This window comes from Spirillospora sp. NPDC048819, from assembly GCF_040650055.1.
Taxonomy (GTDB): Bacteria; Actinomycetota; Actinomycetes; order Streptosporangiales; family Streptosporangiaceae; genus Spirillospora.
The window spans coordinates 245114-262785 of record NZ_JBEZGN010000001.1 but is presented as its reverse complement, the minus strand read 5'-3'; the positions used below and the strand labels follow the sequence as shown (position 1 = coordinate 262785).

The window sequence follows — 17672 nt, the reverse complement described above, 5'->3', positions numbered from 1 at the left end:
GGGATTGAGCACGGGATTGAGCACTCCAGGCGGGGGGCCGCTGCGGCTCGGTACCCGCAAGAGCCTGATGGCGACGACCCAGTCGCAACGGGTCGCGGACGCGTTGACGCAGCTGACGGGGCATGCCGTCGAGCTGGTCGGGGTAACCACCCAGGGTGATGTTTCCAAGGCCCTGCTCGCCCAGATCGGCGGGACGGGGGTCTTCGTCAACGCGCTTCGCGACAAGATCCTGTCCGGCGAGGTGGACTTCGCCGTGCACTCGCTGAAGGACCTGCCGACGTCCGAGACGCCGGGTATCGCCCTCGCCGCGACCCCGCTGCGCGACGACCCCCGCGACGCGCTGTGCGGCCCGGCGAAGCTCGCCGACCTGCCGCGCGGGGCGCGCATCGGCACCGGTTCGCCGCGCCGGGTCGCCCAGTTGCGCGCGCTGCGTCCCGACCTGGAGATCGTCCCGATCCGCGGCAACGCCGACACCCGGCTCCGCAAGGTCACCGACGGCGAGCTGGACGCCGTGGTTCTCGCCCACGCGGGCCTGAAGCGGATCGGCAGGCTGGCGGCGGTCGGCGAGGTCTTCGACCCCGACCAGATGCTGCCCGCCCCCGGGCAGGGCTCGCTGGCGCTGGAATGTCACGCCGACAGGGCCGACCTCCTCGAACTTCTTGGAACGGTCAACGACGCCGCGACCAGGCGGGCCGTCACCGCCGAGCGGACCGTGCTGGCCGTCCTGGAGGCGGGTTGCTCCGCGCCCGTGGGAACATACGCTGCCGAAGTAGATGAAAAGCTGCATCTGACTGCGACCGTCGCGGCGATCGACGGAAGCCGCCAGATCAGGCTGTCCGCAAGCGGCCACCCGGATGCCGCCGAGCAGATCGGACGCGACCTCGCGGACCGGCTGCTCGCGCAGGGGGCCGACCAGTTGATGGGGGAGCGCGATTGAGCCCCGCCGCGAAGAGCAGCGCCGCCGAGAGTACGAAGAGCACGCCCGCCCGGCCCGTGCGGGCCGAGAGCGGCACCGGCCCGGGAGCCGCCGAGCGGGCGGTGCCCGGCGCCGCGGCCGGCCCCGGCACCGTCTCGATCGTCGGGATGGGGCCGGGCGACCCGGGTCTGCTGACCCTGCGCGCCGCCGCCGAACTGGAACGCGCCGACACGGTGATCGTGAGCCGGGCGCACTGCCCGGACGAGATCCTGTCCCACTGCCGTCCCGACGTGGAGATCATCGACTCGGCGGAGGGCGACCCCGTCCGGCTCGCCACCCGGGCCGCGAAGGCGGGGCGGCGGGTCGTCCGGCTGCTGAGCGGTGACCCCGGCATGTCGTGCGGGCTGGCCGCCGAGGGCGGCGCGCTCGCCAAGGCCGGTGTGCCGTTCGAGGTCGTGCCGGGCGTGTCCGCGGTGACGGGCGTGCCCGGGTACGCAGGCATCCCGCTGACCGACGCCGAGCACCGCGAGGTCCGGGTCGTGGACGCCTCCGAGGGCGGCGTCGACTGGGAGCGGTTCGCCGCCCGGGACGTCACCCTGGTGATCATCGGCGCGGAGGGCGCGGTGGCGGAGGTCTGCAAGGGCCTGGTCGCCGCGGGACGTCCCGACTCCACCCCCGCCGCGATGACGAGCCTCGGCACGACCACCGAGCAGGAGACCGTCGTGTCGACGCTGCAGAAGCTGGCGTCCGCGGCCAAGGGCATGGAGGCGCCCGCCCTGATCATCGTCGGCGACGTGGTCGGGTGGCGCGACAAGCTGTCCTGGTTCGAGACGAAGGCGCTGTTCGGCTGGCGGGTCCTCGTGCCGCGCACGAAGGAGCAGGCCGCGTCGCTGTCGGACCAGCTGCGCGGGTACGGCGCCGTCCCCGACGAGGTCCCGACGATCTCCGTGGAGCCGCCGCGCACCCCGCAGCAGATGGACCGTGCCGTCAAGGGCCTGGTCACCGGACGGTACGAGTGGGTGGTGTTCACCTCCACCAACGCCGTCAAGGCCGTCCGGGAGAAGTTCGTCGACTACGGCCTCGACGCCCGCGCGTTCGCCGGGCTGAAGGTCGCCGCCGTCGGCGAGCAGACCGCCGCCGCGCTGGTCGAGTTCGGCATCCAGCCCGACCTGACGCCGTCCGGCGAGCAGTCCGGGGAGGGCCTGGCGCGCGAGTGGCCGCCCTACGACGAGGACCTCGACCCGATCAACCGGGTGCTACTGCCGCGCGCCGACATCGCCACCGACGTGCTCATCGCCAGGCTGACCGAGCTGGGCTGGGAGTGCGAGGACGTCACCGCCTACCGGACGGTCCGGGCCGCGCCGCCGCCCGCGCCGATCCGCGAGGCGATCAAGGGCGGCGGGTTCGACGCCGTGCTGTTCACCTCGTCGTCCACGGTGAAGAACCTGATCGGGATCGCCGGCAAGCCGCACAACGTGACGGTGATCGCCGTGATCGGCCCGCAGACGGCGAAGACGGCGCAGGAGTACGGGCTGCGCGTCGACGTCATGGCGGACAAGCCCTCGGTATCGGCTCTCGCGGAGGCGCTCGCGGAGTACGGTGCCAAGCGGAGGGCGGCCCAGATCGAGGCGGGGGATCCGCTCCGCAAGCCCAGCCAGATGCGTCGGGGGGCCCGGCGCCGCAGGTGATGCCGCCGCCGGCGCGGCTCACCGGGGGCCGTGTCCGCGCGGCGTAGACCGACCCGGAAAGAAGGATCATGTCCGCTCAGTTCCCCGTCGCCCGGCCGCGGCGGCTGCGCCGCACGCCCGCCCTGCGCCGGATGGTGGCCGAGACGCGGCTCAGCCCCGCCGACCTGGTTCTGCCGATGTTCGTGAAAGAGGGCATCGCCGAGCCGCAGCCCGTGTCGTCCATGCCGGGCGTGTTCCAGCACACCCGCGACAGCCTCCGCAAGGCCGCGCAGGAGGCGGCCGAGGCGGGGGTCGGCGGCATCATCCTGTTCGGCGTCCCCGCGGTGAAGGACGGCGTGGGCTCCGCCGCCGACGACCCGGACGGCATCGTCCAGCTCGCGCTGCGCGACCTGAACGCCGACCTGGGCGACTCGACCGTGATCATGACGGATCTGTGCCTGGACGAGTACACCGACCACGGGCACTGCGGCGTCCTCACCGGCTCGGGTGAGGACGGGGAGATAGACAACGACGCGACCCTGGAGCGGTACGCCTCGATCGCCGTCGCGCAGGCCGAGGCGGGCTCGGCGGTCGTCGGCCCGAGCGGCATGATGGACGGCCAGGTCGCCGCGATCCGCGCGGCGCTCGACGGCGCCGGCCACCCGGACGTCGCGATCATGGGGTACTCGGTGAAGTACGCCTCGGCGTACTACGGCCCGTTCCGGGAGGCCGCCGAGTGCGCCCCGCAGTTCGGCGACCGCTCCACGCACCAGCAGGACCCGGCGAACGCCGACGAGTCGCTGCGCGAGGTGCTCCTCGACCTCGACGAGGGCGCCGACATGGTCATGGTGAAGCCCGCCGGCGCCTACCTCGACATCGTCCGCCGCGTCCGCGACGCCGTGCAGGTCCCCGTCGCCGCCTACCAGGTGAGCGGCGAGTACGCGATGATCGAGGCCGCCGCGGAGAAGGGCTGGATCGACCGCGAACGGACGATCATGGAGTCCCTGCTGTCCATCCGCCGCGCCGGCGCGGACATCGCGCTGACGTACTGGGCCACCGAGGTCGCGCGCCGCCTGTCCTGACACACGCCGCCCCGGCACACGCCGTCTGACACACGCCGTCTGGCACACGGGTGCCGCCCTGACTCGGGCGTCCTAGGACACTCCCTAGTCACTTGGGGTCGTTTCCGGGGGTTGCCGTGTCCGGGTGTTTGCGCGCCGGGCATCATCGTTAGTCAAGAACCCACGTTCGACCTTGGGTATTTGGGGGCGGAGATGCTGGTGGTGTCGGGGAGCAGGCGGCAGAAGGCGGCACGCGACAGGATGGCCTCTGCGGCGCGGCGGTACGCCGGCCTGGGCTGGCCGTGCTTTCCGGGCGCGCATCCCCCCGGCGGCGGCGGTGACCGGGCCTGTTCGTGCGACCGGATCGGGTGCCCCGACCCGGCCGCGCATCCGGTGTCCGCGGCCTGGGCGCACCAGGCCAGCGTGGACGGCGACACCATCGAGCGCTGGTGGTCCAAACGTCCCCGGGCCAACATCATCCTGCCGACCGGGCGTGTCTTCGACGTGTTCGACGTCCCGGCCGCCGCGGGCACCATCGCGCTCGACCGGATCGCCTCCGGCGAGCTGCCCGTCGGGCCGGTCGCGTCCGTCGGCGGCGACCGGCACCTGTTCTTCGTCGCGACCCGAGGCGCGCCCGTCGACGAGGACGAATGGTGGTCCTGCCACCTCGACACCCTGCCGGAGGACGTCGCCGAGACGCCCGGCATGCGGTGGCACTGCCGCGACAGCTACGTCGTCGCGCCGCCGTCCCTCCTGCCGTACGGCCGAGAGGTCACCTGGCTGAGGCCGCCCGCCCGCGGCCCCCTGCCCGACCCGCTGCGCCTTCTGGAAGTCCTCGCCGACAGCTGCGAAGCGGCATAGTCAGGAAGCGGCAGAGTCAGGCCGCGCGGTCACGCCGCCCGCGGGGCGTGGATCGGCGGCTTCTTGCCCCACTTGGTGTACGAGCCGCTGATCTTCTGCTTCCGGCCGTTCTCGGGCCCGGCGCGGACCCAGAACTTCGTGGGCCGGTAGCCGGCGTCGAGTTTGATGGCGAAGGCGATCTGCTGCACGCCGGTCGCCTGGGCCATCTGCGCGTACATCTGGCCGATGCCGGGCGTCTGCGCCAGTTTCGCGGCCGGGGCCTCACCCTCGTAGATCGTTCCCGACTCGGTCGGCGGCGACTTGGTCAGCTTCGTCGCCGACTGCAGCAGCGTCGTCAGGTTCGTGATGGAGCTGCCCATGCGCACCTGGTCGGCCGCCGCCGGGTAGCCGTTTCCGCCGAGGGCCGCCGACTTCCACTTCTTGCCCACGCGCATGTAGAGCCGGTCCTGGACGATGACGGCGCGCACCGGCTTGCGGGCGGCGCCCGCCCCCGCCAGCGTCAGGGAGTAGGACGGCTGTCCGCCCTGCACCAGGCCGAACGTCCCCTTGGCGCTCGCGGGGAAGCCGCAGCAGCCCGACTGCCAGTAGCTGAACGCGGCGCCGGGGGCCTGGGCGACGGCCTGGTCGATCTGCGCGACGAGAGGCCTCGGGTCCACACCGCCGACGGGCAGTGTGGGCTGCGGTGTGCTGCTCTGCGCCGGCGCCGGGTCGGGCGGCGGCTTCTCGTCCCCCTTCAGCAGCGTCATGGCGCTCGCGCCGGCGCCCGCGACCACCAGGACCGCGACGGCGGCGAGGACCCAGCGCGTCCGCCCCCCGCCGCCGCCCGCCTGCTTGCCGGCGACGATCGGGTTGAGGCCGCTGCTGCGGGACTGCTTCGGCTTCGGCGGCTCGGGGTGCAGGGCGGCCTGCGCGGCGAGCTCGGTGAGCCGTCCGCGGCCCTGCGCCTCCCAGGACGGGCCGTACGCGGAGACGGCCGCGTCCTCCAGGGCGGCGAGGAAGTCGGCGACGGTCTGCGGCCGCTGGGCCGGGTCCTTCGCGAGGCCCTGGTGGATCAGGCCGCGCAGCGGCCCGGGCACCTCGTCGGCGGGGACCGGCGCCTCGCGGTGCAGCCGCGCCATGTTCCGCCCCGCGTACGGGGGCCGCCCGGTGAGGCACTCGTAGAAGATCGCCGTGGCGGCGTACAGGTCGGTGGCGACGGTGGCGGGCACGCCGTCCCACAGTTCGGGCGCCGCGTACGGCGGCCCGGACTGCGCCTCCGTCCCCGCCGGGGACGTCGCGAAGTCGGTGAGGCGCGCGTTGCCGTCCCCGTCCACGAGGATGTTCGCCGGGCGCATCGCGCCGTGGACGATGCCGTTCTCGTGCGCCGCCGCGAGCCCGAGGAGCGTCCCGCCGAGCATCGACAGGGCCGCCAGCGGGCCGGTGGGGCCCTGCGCGGCCAGCATCCGCCGCAGGCTGACGCCCTCGGCGTACTGCATGACGATCGCGGCGCCCTCCGGGGCCTCCACGAAGTCGTACAAGTCGACCACGTTGGGATCCTCGAGCTGCGAAAGGCGTCGCGCGGACGCGCGGAACCGCGCGAGGAACGCCTCGTCGGCGCCGAGCGCGCCGGCGAGGTACTTGATCGCGACCTTGGTGCTTGTCAGGTCATCGGTCGCCAGCATCACCCGGCCTGAGGCGCCGCCGCCCAGATCCCGGTCGTGGGTGAAGCCCGGGACCGTCCAGCCGTCAACCACGTTGAAAGCCATCCCTCCGATACGGCCTGTCAAATGAAGTTCGGCCGGTGCGTACAGCCGGTGAGTCAGGGAGGCGCCCGAGACCACGCGAGTGAACCTGTGAGTGACAGGGCGCCGATGTCGTACTTGGTGGAATATCGGCCCGTACCGTGCGAGGTCAAGGCAAGTCGCCGAACTGCAACTGAGAGACTGCTTCCGTGACTGGTATCGATCGCTCCCAGCAGTTGTTCGACCGTGCCGCCGCACTCGTCCCCGGGGGCGTGAACTCGCCGGTCCGGGCGTTCGGGGCCGTCGGCGGGACGCCCCGTTTCATGGTGTCGGCGCGCGGGCCGTACCTGACGGACGCCGACGGCGGCGAGTACGTCGACCTGGTGTGCTCGTGGGGGCCGATGATCCTCGGGCACGCGCATCCGGCCGTCGTCGAGGCGGTGCGGGACGCGGCGGGCCGCGGCACGTCCTACGGGGCGCCGACGCCGGGGGAGGTGGAGCTCGCCGAGGAGATCGTGTCCCGGACGCCGGTGGAGAAGGTCCGGCTCGTCAACTCGGGGACCGAGGCGACGATGTCGGCGATCCGGCTGGCGCGCGGCTTCACCGGACGAGCCAAGATCGTGAAGTTCGCGGGCTGCTACCACGGCCACGTCGACTCGCTGCTCGCCGCGGCGGGGTCGGGCGTCGCCACGTTCGGCCTGCCCGACACCCCGGGCGTGACGGGTGCGGCCACCGCCGACACGCTGATCCTGCCGTACAACGACGTCGCGGCGGTGGAGACGGCGTTCGACGAGCACGGCACCGACATCGCGTGCGTCATCACCGAGGCCGTGCCGTGCAACATGGGCGTGGTCCCGCCGCTGCCCGCCTTCAACGCGCTGCTGAAGCGGCTGTGCGAGCGGTACGGCGCGCTGCTGGTCATCGACGAGGTCCTCACCGGGTTCCGCGCGTCGGCGTCCGGCTGGTTCGGGATCGAGGGCGTCGCGGGCGACCTGATGACGTTCGGGAAGGTGATGGGCGGCGGGCTGCCCGCCGCCGCGTTCGGCGGACGCGCCGACGTCATGGACCATCTCGCCCCCGCCGGTCCCGTCTACCAGGCGGGCACCCTGTCGGGGAACCCGCTCGCCACGGCCGCCGGGCTCGCCACGCTGCGGAACGCCACCGCCGAGGTGTACGCGGCGATCGACAGATCGGCGGAGATCGTGTCGCGGGCGGCGTCCGAGGCGCTGGAGCGCGAGGGCGTCCCCCACTCGGTGCAGAACGCGGGCAACCTGTTCTCGGTGTTCTTCAGCGACGGGCAGGTGGGCGACTTCGCCGCCGCGCAGCGCCAGGACGCCAAGGCGTACGCCGCGTTCTTCCACGCCGCCCTGGAACGGGGCGTGTATCTGCCGCCGTCGGCGTACGAGGTGTGGTTCCTGTCGTCCGCGCATGACGAGGAGGCTCTGGGACGCGTTCTGGACGCCCTTCCGCATGCAGCCCGAGCCGCAGCCCAGGCGTAGCCCTAGAAGCGCTCTGGCGTCGTTCTACGGGCCTGGACGGGCAGGCCGTCGGATGGGCAGGCCCTCAGATGGGCAGGGCCCGATAGGCGGCGAGGGCCGCGGCGACCGATTCGGGACGCGGTGCGCGCAGCGGAGCGCGCACCGCGGGCTCGTCGATCAGCCCCTCCTCGGCGAGGCACGCCTTGAGGACGGCCGGTGCCGGTTCGCTGAACAGCGCCTCCGTCATCGGGAACAGCGCGTTGTGGAGCCTCAGCCCGTGCGCCGCGTCGCCGTCGCGTGCCGCGCCCGCCATCGCGGCGTAGGCGGCGGGCGCGAGGCAGGCGCATGCGGCGATCCCGCCGGACGCGCCGAGCTGGAGCATCGGGTAGATGTACGCGTCGTCCCCCGAGAGGATCGCCTTACCGGTGCCCGCCGCCAGCATGCCGAGGGTGTCGTGGTCGATGGCGCCCGCGCAGTGCTTCATGCCGGCGACGCAGTCGAGGGACAGCAGCCGGACGAGGGTGCCGGCCGGCAGGTGCTTCCCCGTCCGGTACGGGATGTTGTACGGCAGGAGCGGGACGTCCACGGCGGCGCCGATCGCCGCGAAGTGGTCGATGACGGCGTCGTCCGACGGACGCAGGTAGTACGGGACGACGACGAGCAGCGCGTCGGCCAGCGGGGCGCGTTCGCGGGCCTGCCGGACGGAGTCCGCGGTGCCCATCGTCCCGGCGCCGACGGTCAGCGGTGTCCCGTGCTCGTCGGAGACGGCGCGGCACACCTCCAGCACCGTCCGCTGCTCGTCCGGGCTCAGCATGGCCGCCTCGCCGGTCGTGCCCAGCGCGACCAGCCCGTCCGCGCCGTTGCCCAGGCAGTGGACGGCGAGCCGTTCGAGCGACTTGGCGTCCACGTCGCCGGAGCGGGTGAACGGCGTCACGAGTGAAGCGTGGATCCCGTGCATGGGTTTCACCTGGTTTCGGCAGCGCGGATATCGACGGGGCGGATTTCGTCAGGGCGGATGTCGACGGGGACGGCGGGCGGAGCGGCGGCGACGCGCGACCGGAGGCGGATGCTGCCGGCGGCGACGCCCGCGATGATCAGCGCGGCGCCGGCGAGGCGCGTCGCGTCCACGCGCTCGCCCAGCAGGACGACCGCCGAGGCGAGCCCGAACGGCGGGACGAGCAGCGAGTACATGGCGACCGTGCTGGCCTCGTACCGGCGCATCAGCCAGCCCCACGCGCCGAAGCAGCAGAGCGTCGAGACGTAGGCGATGAACGCCATCGACGCGACCCCGGCGAACGACAGGTTGCGCGCCGCCTCCGGTACGGCCCCTGGCCCCTCGAAGACCAGAGAGAGGGCGAGCAGCGGGAGCGGCGGCACCAGCGACACCCACACGATGAACCCGAACGCGTCGACCGGCCCGCGGGCGGCCTGGTTCATCCGCCGCATCGCCACGTTCGCCAGGCCCCAGCTCGCCGCGGCGACCAGGCAGACCAGGAACGCCCCCACCGGGCTCCCGCCCTCGGCCTGGGCCACGCCGATGAGCGTGACGCCGGCGAACGCGACGACCATCCCGGCGATCTGCCGGGCGTTCAGGCGCTCGCGCAGCAGCAGGCCCGCGAACAGCGCCGTGAAGATCGCCTGGACCTGCAGGACGACCGACGCCAGCCCGGCGGGCATCCCCATGTGCATGCCGAGGAACAGCAGCCCGAACTGCCCCACGCCGAGCGGGACGCCGACCAGCACGAGCCAGCGCGCCGGCACCGGCGGCCGCCGGACGAAGAACACGGCCGGGACCGCCGCGGCCGCGAACCGCAGCGCGGCCATCAGCAGCGGCGGGAAGTCGTCCAGCGCCACCCTGATCGGGACGAAGTTGAACCCCCACAGCGCGGCGATCAGGGTGGCCAGCGCGACGTGGCGTGATCTCATCCCCCGATCGTCGCCACACGCTTGATTTAGGACAAGCGAGAACTTCTTGAAACTTCGTTTTAGTATTGCTTCATGCTTGATCTCGAACGGCTGCGCGCGCTGCACTCGGTCGCGACCTACGGCTCGGTCAGCGCCGCCGCGGACGTCCTGCACGTCACGACATCCGCCGTCTCCCAGCAGCTCGCCAAGCTGGAGCGGGAGACCGGCCAGAAGCTCCTCGAACGCAACGGCCGCGGCGTCCGCCTCACCGACGCCGCCGAACTCCTCGTCGCCCACGCCGAGCGGATCCTGTCCCTCGTCGAGCAGGCGCAGGCAGACCTGGAGGCGCACCGCGGCTCCGTCGTCGGGCGGCTCACCGTCGCCGCCTTCCCCACCGCGGTGCGCGGGCTCATGCCCGCCGCGCTGCGTTCGCTCCGCGCCGACCACCCCGACCTGCGCGTCCAGCTCAGCGAGGAGGACCCGATGCGCAGCATGCCGCTCGTGCTGCGCGGCGACCTCGACATGGCCGTCGTCCAGGACTGGAACAACGAGCCGCTCCCGCTGCCCGAGGGCCTGCACAAGGGCGTCATCTGCGACGACATCGCCGACGTGGCGCTGCCGGAGGGCCACGCCCTCGCGGGCCGCGACACGATCGACCTCAGGGAGCTGGCGGGCGACCCGTGGATCAGCTCGTCGCCGGACAGCATCTGCTGCGGCTGGCTCCTGCGCACGCTCCGCGCCATCGACAGCGAACCCGACATCGCCCACATGGCCTACGAGTTCGCCACGCAGCTCTCCCTCGTCGCCGCCGGGCTCGGCAACACGATCCTGCCGCGCCTCGGCCGCTGCGACGTGCCGCCCGGCGTGGCGGTCGTCCCGATGGACGCCCCGCTGTCGCGCCGCGTCTACGCGGTCTGGCGCGAGGAGGCCGCCCGCCGTCCCGCGATCCGCGCCGCCGTCACCGCGCTGCGCGCCGCCGTCCCCGCCGACGTGCCCGCGCGCGCCCCCGCCCCGGCCTGAGGCCGCCGCCCCTTCGCGTCGCCGTCCTTTTTGGATGGTTCCAAGCCGGTTCGCCGCAGGTGAACGTGATTCGGTAGGTTCTTCGCGATCACGAGCCGGGCGGAGGACGGATTGGCCGAAGACGGGTTCGCTTGGGACGCCGCGCAGTGGCGGGTCGACGGGTTCGCGGAGGTGCGGGAGCTCGGTGCGGGCGCCCAGGGGCGGGTGGTGCTCGCCCGGCACGAGCGGTCGGGCACGCCGGTCGCGATCAAGTACCTGGCGACCGCGGCGGACGAGGCCGACCGGGAACGGCTGCGGCACGAGGCCGTGATGCTCGGTCAGGCCGGAAGCCCGCACGTCGCCCGCCTCTTCCAGCTCATCGAGGGGCCGGGGACCGCCGCCATCGTCATGGAGGCCGTCGACGGCGTCTCCCTCAAGGAACTGCTGGAACGGCACGGGGCACTCGCGCCGGAGGCGGCCCTGACCGTCCTCAAGGGCTCGCTGCTGGGCCTGGCCGCCGCGCACGCGGTCGGCGTCGTCCACCGCGACTACAAACCCGCCAACGTCGTCGTCCCGGCGGACGGGCGGAGCCGGCTCGTCGACTTCGGCATCGCGACCCCGGCCGGGCGTGAGGCGGGCGGCGCGGGCACCCCGTACTACATGGCGCCGGAGCAGTGGAACCGGCACGTCGCCACCCCGGCGTCCGACGTGTACGCGGCCACCTGCGTGTTCGTCGAGTGCGTCAGCGGCAGGCGGCCCTACTCGGGCGGCCGCGCCGAGCTGATGCGGGCCCACCTGACCGGCGCCGTCCCGGCCGAGGCGGTGCCCGAGCCGCTGCGGCCGCTGGTGACCCGGGGCATGGCCAAGGCGCCGGAGGACCGCCCGGAGAGCGCCGCCGCGTTCGTGGACGACCTCGAACGCGCCGCCCGGGAGACCTACGGGCAGGACTGGGAGGCGCGGGGCGTCCGCGCGCTGTCCGGGGCGGCCGTCGCCCTCGCCGCGCTCTTCCCGCTCGCCGCCTGGGCGATGCCCGGCGCGGCGTCCGCGACCGGGATGGCCGCGGCCCAGGGCACCGCGCAGGCGGCGGGCCAGGCGGCAGGGCACGCAGCCACGGCGGGCAAGGTCGCGGGGGGCTCGGCGGTGAAGGCGTTCTTCGGCGGTGGCGCCGGCCTCACCGCCGCCGCGGTCGGGACGGTCGTGGCCGTCGGCGCCGCCGCGATCGGGGTCCAGCAGGTCACCAAGGACGACCCGGAGCCGCGACCCACCGCCGCGGTGACGACGAGGGCCGCCGCGACCGTGGCGGACGTGCGGGCGTGCGTCACGCTCGGACCCGGCGGCCAGCCGATCACGCCGTCGGCGGAGCCCGCGCGGGTGACGCTGCCCACCCAGGTCGAACTGCCGGAGAACACGGCCGTGTACCGCACCGGCCAGGGGCTGATGATCGGCCCGTCCGAGGTGCCGTGCGAGGGGTCGGTCGGCGCGAACGCGGGCGTCAACACGGCGGGGAACGTCCAGACGGCCTTGATCACCCAGTTGTGGCAGGCGTCGATCGGAGGGATCGCGACCCAGCTCTGCCAGTACTTCCCGGACTCCCCGCAGGCGGACCGGGAAAGGGCCCAGGGCGGTGGCTGCACCTCGACCCTGTCCACGCGCGAGGACCTTCCGACGGGGGCGCCCGGCGTGCTGGCGATGCTCTCGTCCGACCCGCAGGACGGGCAGCGGCCGCCCCCGTCGCCCTACGTGACGGTGCGGCTGGCCACCCTCAGCTCGCAGGGCGTCGCATCGCCGATCAGCTGCACCGCCCCGGCGGCGAACGCCGGCATCTGCACCGCCGCGCTGACGTACTGGTACGTCCAGTCCCTGGAGGACGCCGGGATCGGCAAGGCCGACCTCGACCGCGCCGCCGAGCGCATCGCGGCGTTCGTCGCCTCCGCCCGCCGCTGAGCCGCGCCCCAGGGGCGGGCGGTGGGCCGGGGTACGGGGCGACGAAGGTACCCTGACCTCGCAATGACTGAAAAGACGATCGTTCACCTGCTGCGGCACGGTGAGGTGCACAATCCCGAGGGCATCCTGTACGGGCGGCTGCCCGGATACCGCCTCAGCGAGGACGGTGTCCTCATGGCGAAGGCCGCCGCCAAATGGTTCGCCGACCGGGACGTCACCGCGCTGTTCTCCTCGCCGATGCAGCGGGCGCTGGAGACGGCCGCACCGCTCGCCGACGTGTTCGACCTCCCCGTGACGGTGGACGATCGTCTGATCGAGGCCGACAACCACTTCGAGGGGCTGACGTTCGGGGCCGGGGCCGGTTCGCTGCGCCGCCCGGAGCACTGGTACCACCTGCGCAACCCGTTCCGGCCGTCCTGGGGCGAGCCGTACCGGGCGCTCGCCGCCCGGATGCGCGCCGCCGTCATCAGGGCGCGGGAGACGGCGCGGGGGCACGAGGCCGTGTGCGTCAGCCACCAGTTGCCCGTCTGGATCCTGCGGCTGCACGCCGAGCGGCGCCGCCTCTGGCATCTGCCGCACAAGCGCGAGTGCTCGCTGGCCAGCGTGACGAGCCTGACCTTCGACGGCAGCAGGCTGGTGGAGGTCGCCTACAGCGAGCCCGCCGCGGGGATGGCGAAGGGCCCCAGTGTCGCGGGTGCCTGACCGCACCGGTACGTTGTGTACTACGTCTTGTAGTAGGAGGGTCCGTTGAGCCCCCGAATCTCCCCTCTGCGCGCCGCCGCCGCTGCCGTCGCGCTCTGCGGCCTGCTGGCCGGCTGCGCCGGGACCAGCGCCTCGGAGGACGGGCAGGGCGGCGACGCCAACCGGTTCATCTCCGGCGACGGAAACGTCACCGAGTACAAGCCCGCCGACCGCCCGAGCGTCCAGGGCGTCACCGGCGAACTGCTGGACGGCAAGCCGTTCAAGCTCGCCGACTTCCAGGGCAAGGTCGTGGTCGTGAACTTCTGGGCGTCGTGGTGCGCGCCCTGCCGCGGCGAGGCCCCGTCCCTCCAGCACGTCTACACCGAGAACAAGGACAAGGGCGTCGAGTTCCTCGGCGTCAACTTCAAGGACTCCAAGGCCAACGCCGAGGCGTTCGAGCGCAAGTTCAAGATCACCTACCCGAGCCTGTCCGACGCCGACGGCCAGGTCACGCTGGCCTTCCGCGAGGTGCCGCCCAGCGCGATCCCGAGCACGCTGGTCCTCGACCGGCAGGGCCGCGTCGCCGCCCGCATCATCGGCGCGACGACCTACTCCAAGCTGAATCCACTGGTCGCCGAGGTCTCCTCAGAAAAGTGAGCTCACTCAACGAGACGGTCGTCAGCGGGTCGCTGGTGGCGGCGGCGCCGCTGGCGGCCCTCGCCGGGCTCGTCTCGTTCGCCTCGCCGTGCGTCCTGCCGCTGGTGCCCGGCTACCTGTCGTACGTGACGGGCATGTCCGGCGTGGAGCTGGCGGAGCAGCGGCGGGGGCGGCTGCTCGCCGGCGTCCTGCTGTTCATCGCGGGCTTCAGCGTCGTGTTCGTCAGCTACGGCGTCGTCTTCGGCGGGCTCGGCCGGTGGCTGCTGGAGTACCAGGACCCGATCACCCGCGTCCTCGGCGTCGTCACGATCCTGTTCGGCCTCGCGTTCATGGGGTTCATCCCCGGTCTGCAGCGCACGATGAAGTCGGGGCGGCTGCCGGCGGCCGGCCTCGCGGGCGCGCCGCTCCTCGGCGTCCTGTTCGGACTCGGCTGGACGCCGTGCATCGGCCCGACGCTCGGCGTCGTGCAGAGCCTCGCCGTCACGGAGGCGAGCGCGGGGCGCGGCGCACTACTGTCGCTGGCGTACTGCCTCGGCCTCGGGCTGCCGTTCGTGGCCGCGGCGATCGCCTACCGCCGGGTGCTCGGCGCGTTCGACGCCGTGAAGCGCCACTACCCCCTGGTCATGCGGATCGGCGGGGGGATGCTCGTCCTCATCGGGGTGCTGCTGGTCAGCGGCCTGTGGGGTGACCTGAACATCCAGCTCAAGTCGTGGATCAACGGCTTCCAACCGGTGATTTGAGATGACTGACATCCAGGACGACGTGAAGGACGCGGAATCGGGCACCCTGGCGCCCGCCGCGCGGCAGGCGCCCGGCGAGGCGCCCGGCCGGGTCGGCCTCGGCCCGATCGGCTGGCTGCGATGGGGCTGGCGCCAGCTCACCACGATGCGCACCGCGCTGATCCTGCTGTTCCTGGTCGCGCTCGGCGCGGTGCCCGGATCGATCCTGCCCCAGCGGGGGCAGGCGCCGGAGAAGGTAGCGGTCTACCTCGAGGAGCACACGACGCTCGGGCCGTGGCTGGACCGGGCGTCGATGTTCGACGTGTTCGCCGCGCCCTGGTTCGCGGCGATCTACATCCTGCTGTTCGTCTCCCTCGCCGGCTGCGTCGTCCCCCGCGCGGTCAAGCACTACCGGTCGATGCGGGCCCGGCCGCCCGCGGCGCCCCGGAACCTGGCGCGGCTGCCGCAGTCCGCGAAGTACGAGACGGACGCTTCGCCGGAGGACGTCCTCGCCGAGGCGCGCCAGGTGCTGCGCGGGCGGCGGTTCCGCGTGGACGTCTCCGGCGGCGCCGCGTCCGCCGAGAAGGGCTACCTGGGCGAGACCGGCAACCTGCTCTTCCACCTGGCGCTGCTGGGGCTGCTGTTCGCGCTCGGCCTCGGGAACCTGTTCGGCTACCAGGGCAACGTGCTGCTGACCGAGGGCAACACGTTCGCCAACTCGCTGAGCCGCTACGACAAGTTCTCGCCGGGACGGGCGTTCGGCGACGGGGACCTCGCCCCGTTCACCGTCACCCTGGACGACTTCAAGGCCGAGTACCAGACCGAGGGCGACAAACGCGGCCAGGCCACCGACTTCAACGCCGACATCCGCTACCGGCCCGCCCCGGACGCCGCGGAGAAGCCGTACGACCTGAGGATGAACCATCCGCTGAGCGTCGGCGGAGCGAAGGTGTACCTGCTCGGCCACGGCTACGCACCGGTCTTCACCGTCCGGGACGCCAACGGCGACGTCGCGTTCAAGGACTCGGTGCCGTTCCTGGAGATGCAGCAGGCGAACCTGACGTCCGAGGGCGTCATCAAGGCCCCCGACGCCCAGCCCGACCAGCTCGCCTTCTACGCGATCCTGTGGCCGACGGCGATGGCCAGCCAGGACGGCAAGCAGATCGTCTCCGGGTTCCCGGCGCCGCTCCGCCCCGTCGTCACGATCACCGCGTTCAAGGGCGACATCGGCCTGGACTCCGGCACCCCCCAGTCGGTCTACAAGCTGGAAGGCGTCGGCGAGAAGCTCCACCCCGTCAAGGACGGCCAGAAGCTGCTGGAGCCGGGGGAGACGTTCGAACTGCCCGGCGGCGCCGGGTCGGTCACGTTCGACGGGCTGGAGGAGTACGTCACCCTGTCGGTCAACCACGACCCGGGACGCGTCCCCGCGCTGATCGCCGCCATCCTCGCGGTGCTGGGCGTGGTGGCGTCGTTCATGGTCCGGCGGCGCAGGGTGTGGGTCCGTGCGAGCGCCGCGGAGGGCGGGCGTACGGTGGTCGAGGTCGGCGGTCTCACGCTGGGGAGCCCGACCGCGGAGTTCGACGAGATCGTGACCGCGCTGCGCGGTCCGGAGGACGGGCCCGGCGACGAGGGGCCCGACGGCAAGGGACCCGAGAGCCAGGGACCCGACAGCGAGCCCCCCGTTGACCCGGAATCCGGGCCGGCGACCGAATCGAAGGAGTGACGCGGTGAGCAACGCCGACCTCGCGAACCTGAGCGACAAGCTCATGCTGACCACCGTGGTGATGTACGTCATCGCGCTGGCCGCCTACGCCATCGACCTCGGCTTCGGCCGCCGCGCGGCGCCGGAGACGGCGTCGGAGGCGGCGCTGGAGAAGGCGGAGGCGAAGGTCCTGGTGGGCACCGCCGGCGCCCAGGCCGAGGACGCCGGCGCGGCCGCGGACGCGCCCGCCGAGGACGCCGAGGACGGAGGCGAACGTCCACAGCTCGACTGGGTCCGCCTCGCGGTCCTGCTGAACGTGCTGGGCTGGGGCGCGCACCTCGGTGTCATGGTGACCCGCGGGCTGGCCGCGAGCCGGTGGCCGTGGGGGAACATGTACGAGTTCCTCACCGCCATCGCGTTCGCCGCCGTCACCGCGTTCATGGTCGTGATGTACCGCTACAAGGCGCGTTTCCTCGGTTCCTTCGTCATGGCCGCCGCCGTCGTCGCCCTGGGCGTGGCGAACATCTGGCTGTACGACTCGGTCGGCCCGGTCACCCCGGCGCTGAACTCGTACTGGATCGCCATCCACGTCTCCGCCGCGATCATCGCGACGGGCGCGTTCACCGTCGCGGGCGCCGCCACGATCCTGTACCTGGTGAAGGCTCGCATGGAGGCGCGCGGCGCAGTCGCCGACGGCGGCGTCCTGTCCCGCATGCCGTCGGCCGAGAGCCTGGACCGCCTCGCGATGCGGGTCACGATGTTCGCGTTCCCGATCTGGACGGCCGCCATCATCATGGGCGCCATCTGGGCCGACCAGGCGTGGGGCCGCTACTGGGGCTGGGACCCGAAGGAGGTCTGGTCCTTCGTCACGTGGATCATCTACGCCGCCTACCTGCACGCCCGCGCGACGGCCGGCTGGAAGGGCCGCAAGGCCGCGATCCTCTCGCTGCTCGCGTTCGCCGCGCTGATGTTCAACTTCTTCGGCGTGAACTACCTGTTCTCGGGCCTGCACTCCTACGCGTAAGGCGGACGCACGCGCAGAAGCGCCCGTCAGGTTTCCTCGTCGCGGAGCCGGCGTTCCAGATCGCGCAGGAACGCCGGGTCGTCGTCCGGGCCGATCGGCCCGTCGGCCGCCATCCGCGAGCCGAAGACCGCCGCGCCGTGGCGGGGACGGCCGTCCAGCAGCCACAGCACCGAGCCGATGAGGAAGCCGAAGAAGGCGACCGCGAACCATCCCCGCTTGGACAGGTGCCGCAACTCGGACGCGTCGGTCCGGAGGACGTCCAGCAGGCAGTAGATCCAGATCCCAAGCAAAAACAGCGTAACCAGCACGTTTGTCACGATAAAAGGGTATCCGTGAC

The 17672-nt window shown here is 72.8% G+C and carries 16 protein-coding genes; 12 read left to right on the top strand and 4 right to left on the bottom strand.

Annotated features, from left to right (window positions below; genetic code table 11):
* Positions 1 to 16 precede the first annotated feature (16 nt).
* The 4 genes from hemC (at position 17) to AB0C35_RS01335 (ending at position 4505) form a co-directional block, all read left to right on the top strand.
* Positions 17 to 937 (top strand): hydroxymethylbilane synthase, encoded by a 921-nt coding sequence (gene hemC / locus AB0C35_RS01350; RefSeq protein WP_358449198.1) that lies wholly within the window; start codon positions 17 to 19, stop codon positions 935 to 937.
* Positions 938 to 1038: 101 nt separating this feature from the next.
* The gene (locus AB0C35_RS01345) at positions 1039 to 2604 is read left to right on the top strand and encodes a uroporphyrinogen-III synthase (protein WP_358449841.1); all 1566 of its coding nucleotides are present in this window, start codon (positions 1039 to 1041) and stop codon (positions 2602 to 2604) included.
* A 68-nt stretch (positions 2605 to 2672) separates the two neighbouring features.
* A complete protein-coding gene (gene hemB, locus AB0C35_RS01340; protein ID WP_358449196.1) occupies positions 2673 to 3665 on the top strand; it encodes a porphobilinogen synthase in 993 nt (330 codons plus the stop codon).
* 192 nt (positions 3666 to 3857) lie between these two features.
* Positions 3858 to 4505 carry a bifunctional DNA primase/polymerase gene (locus AB0C35_RS01335; protein ID WP_358449194.1) on the top strand — a complete coding sequence of 216 codons (648 nt, stop codon included), beginning with the start codon at positions 3858 to 3860 and terminating at the stop codon, positions 4503 to 4505.
* Between the two features lie 29 nt (positions 4506 to 4534).
* Here the strand turns inward: AB0C35_RS01335 and AB0C35_RS01330 are convergent, their stop codons facing one another.
* Positions 4535 to 6250 (bottom strand): serine/threonine-protein kinase, encoded by a 1716-nt coding sequence (locus AB0C35_RS01330; RefSeq protein ID WP_358449192.1) that lies wholly within the window; start codon positions 6248 to 6250, stop codon positions 4535 to 4537.
* 185 nt (positions 6251 to 6435) lie between these two features.
* Here AB0C35_RS01330 and hemL point away from each other — a divergent pair, with 185 nt between their 5' ends.
* Complete coding sequence (hemL, locus tag AB0C35_RS01325) at positions 6436 to 7725, top strand: glutamate-1-semialdehyde 2,1-aminomutase (protein WP_358449190.1); 1290 nt, start codon at positions 6436 to 6438, stop codon at positions 7723 to 7725.
* Positions 7726 to 7789: 64 nt separating this feature from the next.
* Here hemL and AB0C35_RS01320 read toward each other — a convergent pair whose 3' ends face one another.
* Both AB0C35_RS01320 and AB0C35_RS01315 read right to left on the bottom strand, forming a co-directional pair.
* A complete protein-coding gene (locus tag AB0C35_RS01320; protein ID WP_358449188.1) occupies positions 7790 to 8662 on the bottom strand; it encodes a dihydrodipicolinate synthase family protein in 873 nt (290 codons plus the stop codon).
* A gap of 5 nt (positions 8663 to 8667) precedes the next feature.
* Positions 8668 to 9630: an EamA family transporter gene (locus tag AB0C35_RS01315; RefSeq protein ID WP_358449186.1), complete on the bottom strand. Its 963-nt coding sequence runs from the start codon at positions 9628 to 9630 to the stop codon at positions 8668 to 8670.
* 72 nt (positions 9631 to 9702) lie between these two features.
* On the opposite strand from AB0C35_RS01315, the gene AB0C35_RS01310 reads away from it, so the two are divergent.
* The 7 genes from AB0C35_RS01310 (at position 9703) to ccsB (ending at position 17335) form a co-directional block, all read left to right on the top strand.
* A complete protein-coding gene (locus AB0C35_RS01310; protein ID WP_358449184.1) occupies positions 9703 to 10629 on the top strand; it encodes a LysR substrate-binding domain-containing protein in 927 nt (308 codons plus the stop codon).
* Between the two features lie 111 nt (positions 10630 to 10740).
* Positions 10741 to 12552 (top strand): serine/threonine-protein kinase, encoded by a 1812-nt coding sequence (locus tag AB0C35_RS01305; RefSeq protein ID WP_358449182.1) that lies wholly within the window; start codon positions 10741 to 10743, stop codon positions 12550 to 12552.
* A gap of 63 nt (positions 12553 to 12615) precedes the next feature.
* Positions 12616 to 13254 (top strand): histidine phosphatase family protein, encoded by a 639-nt coding sequence (locus AB0C35_RS01300; protein WP_358449181.1) that lies wholly within the window; start codon positions 12616 to 12618, stop codon positions 13252 to 13254.
* A 45-nt stretch (positions 13255 to 13299) separates the two neighbouring features.
* Positions 13300 to 13890, top strand: coding sequence for a TlpA disulfide reductase family protein (locus AB0C35_RS01295; RefSeq protein ID WP_358449179.1), 591 nt, complete (start codon positions 13300 to 13302; stop codon positions 13888 to 13890).
* Positions 13887 to 14630, top strand: a complete 744-nt coding sequence (locus AB0C35_RS01290; protein ID WP_358449177.1) for a cytochrome c biogenesis protein CcdA — start codon at positions 13887 to 13889, stop codon at positions 14628 to 14630. Before AB0C35_RS01295 ends, AB0C35_RS01290 begins: the two co-directional genes overlap by 4 nt.
* Before the next feature lies 1 nt (position 14631).
* The gene (locus AB0C35_RS01285) at positions 14632 to 16332 is read left to right on the top strand and encodes a cytochrome c biogenesis protein ResB (protein ID WP_358449176.1); all 1701 of its coding nucleotides are present in this window, start codon (positions 14632 to 14634) and stop codon (positions 16330 to 16332) included.
* A gap of 4 nt (positions 16333 to 16336) precedes the next feature.
* Positions 16337 to 17335 (top strand): c-type cytochrome biogenesis protein CcsB, encoded by a 999-nt coding sequence (gene ccsB / locus AB0C35_RS01280; RefSeq protein WP_358449174.1) that lies wholly within the window; start codon positions 16337 to 16339, stop codon positions 17333 to 17335.
* Between the two features lie 26 nt (positions 17336 to 17361).
* Here the strand turns inward: ccsB and AB0C35_RS01275 are convergent, their stop codons facing one another.
* Complete coding sequence (locus AB0C35_RS01275) at positions 17362 to 17643, bottom strand: PLDc N-terminal domain-containing protein (protein ID WP_358449172.1); 282 nt, start codon at positions 17641 to 17643, stop codon at positions 17362 to 17364.
* Between the last annotated feature and the right edge of the window lie 29 nt (positions 17644 to 17672).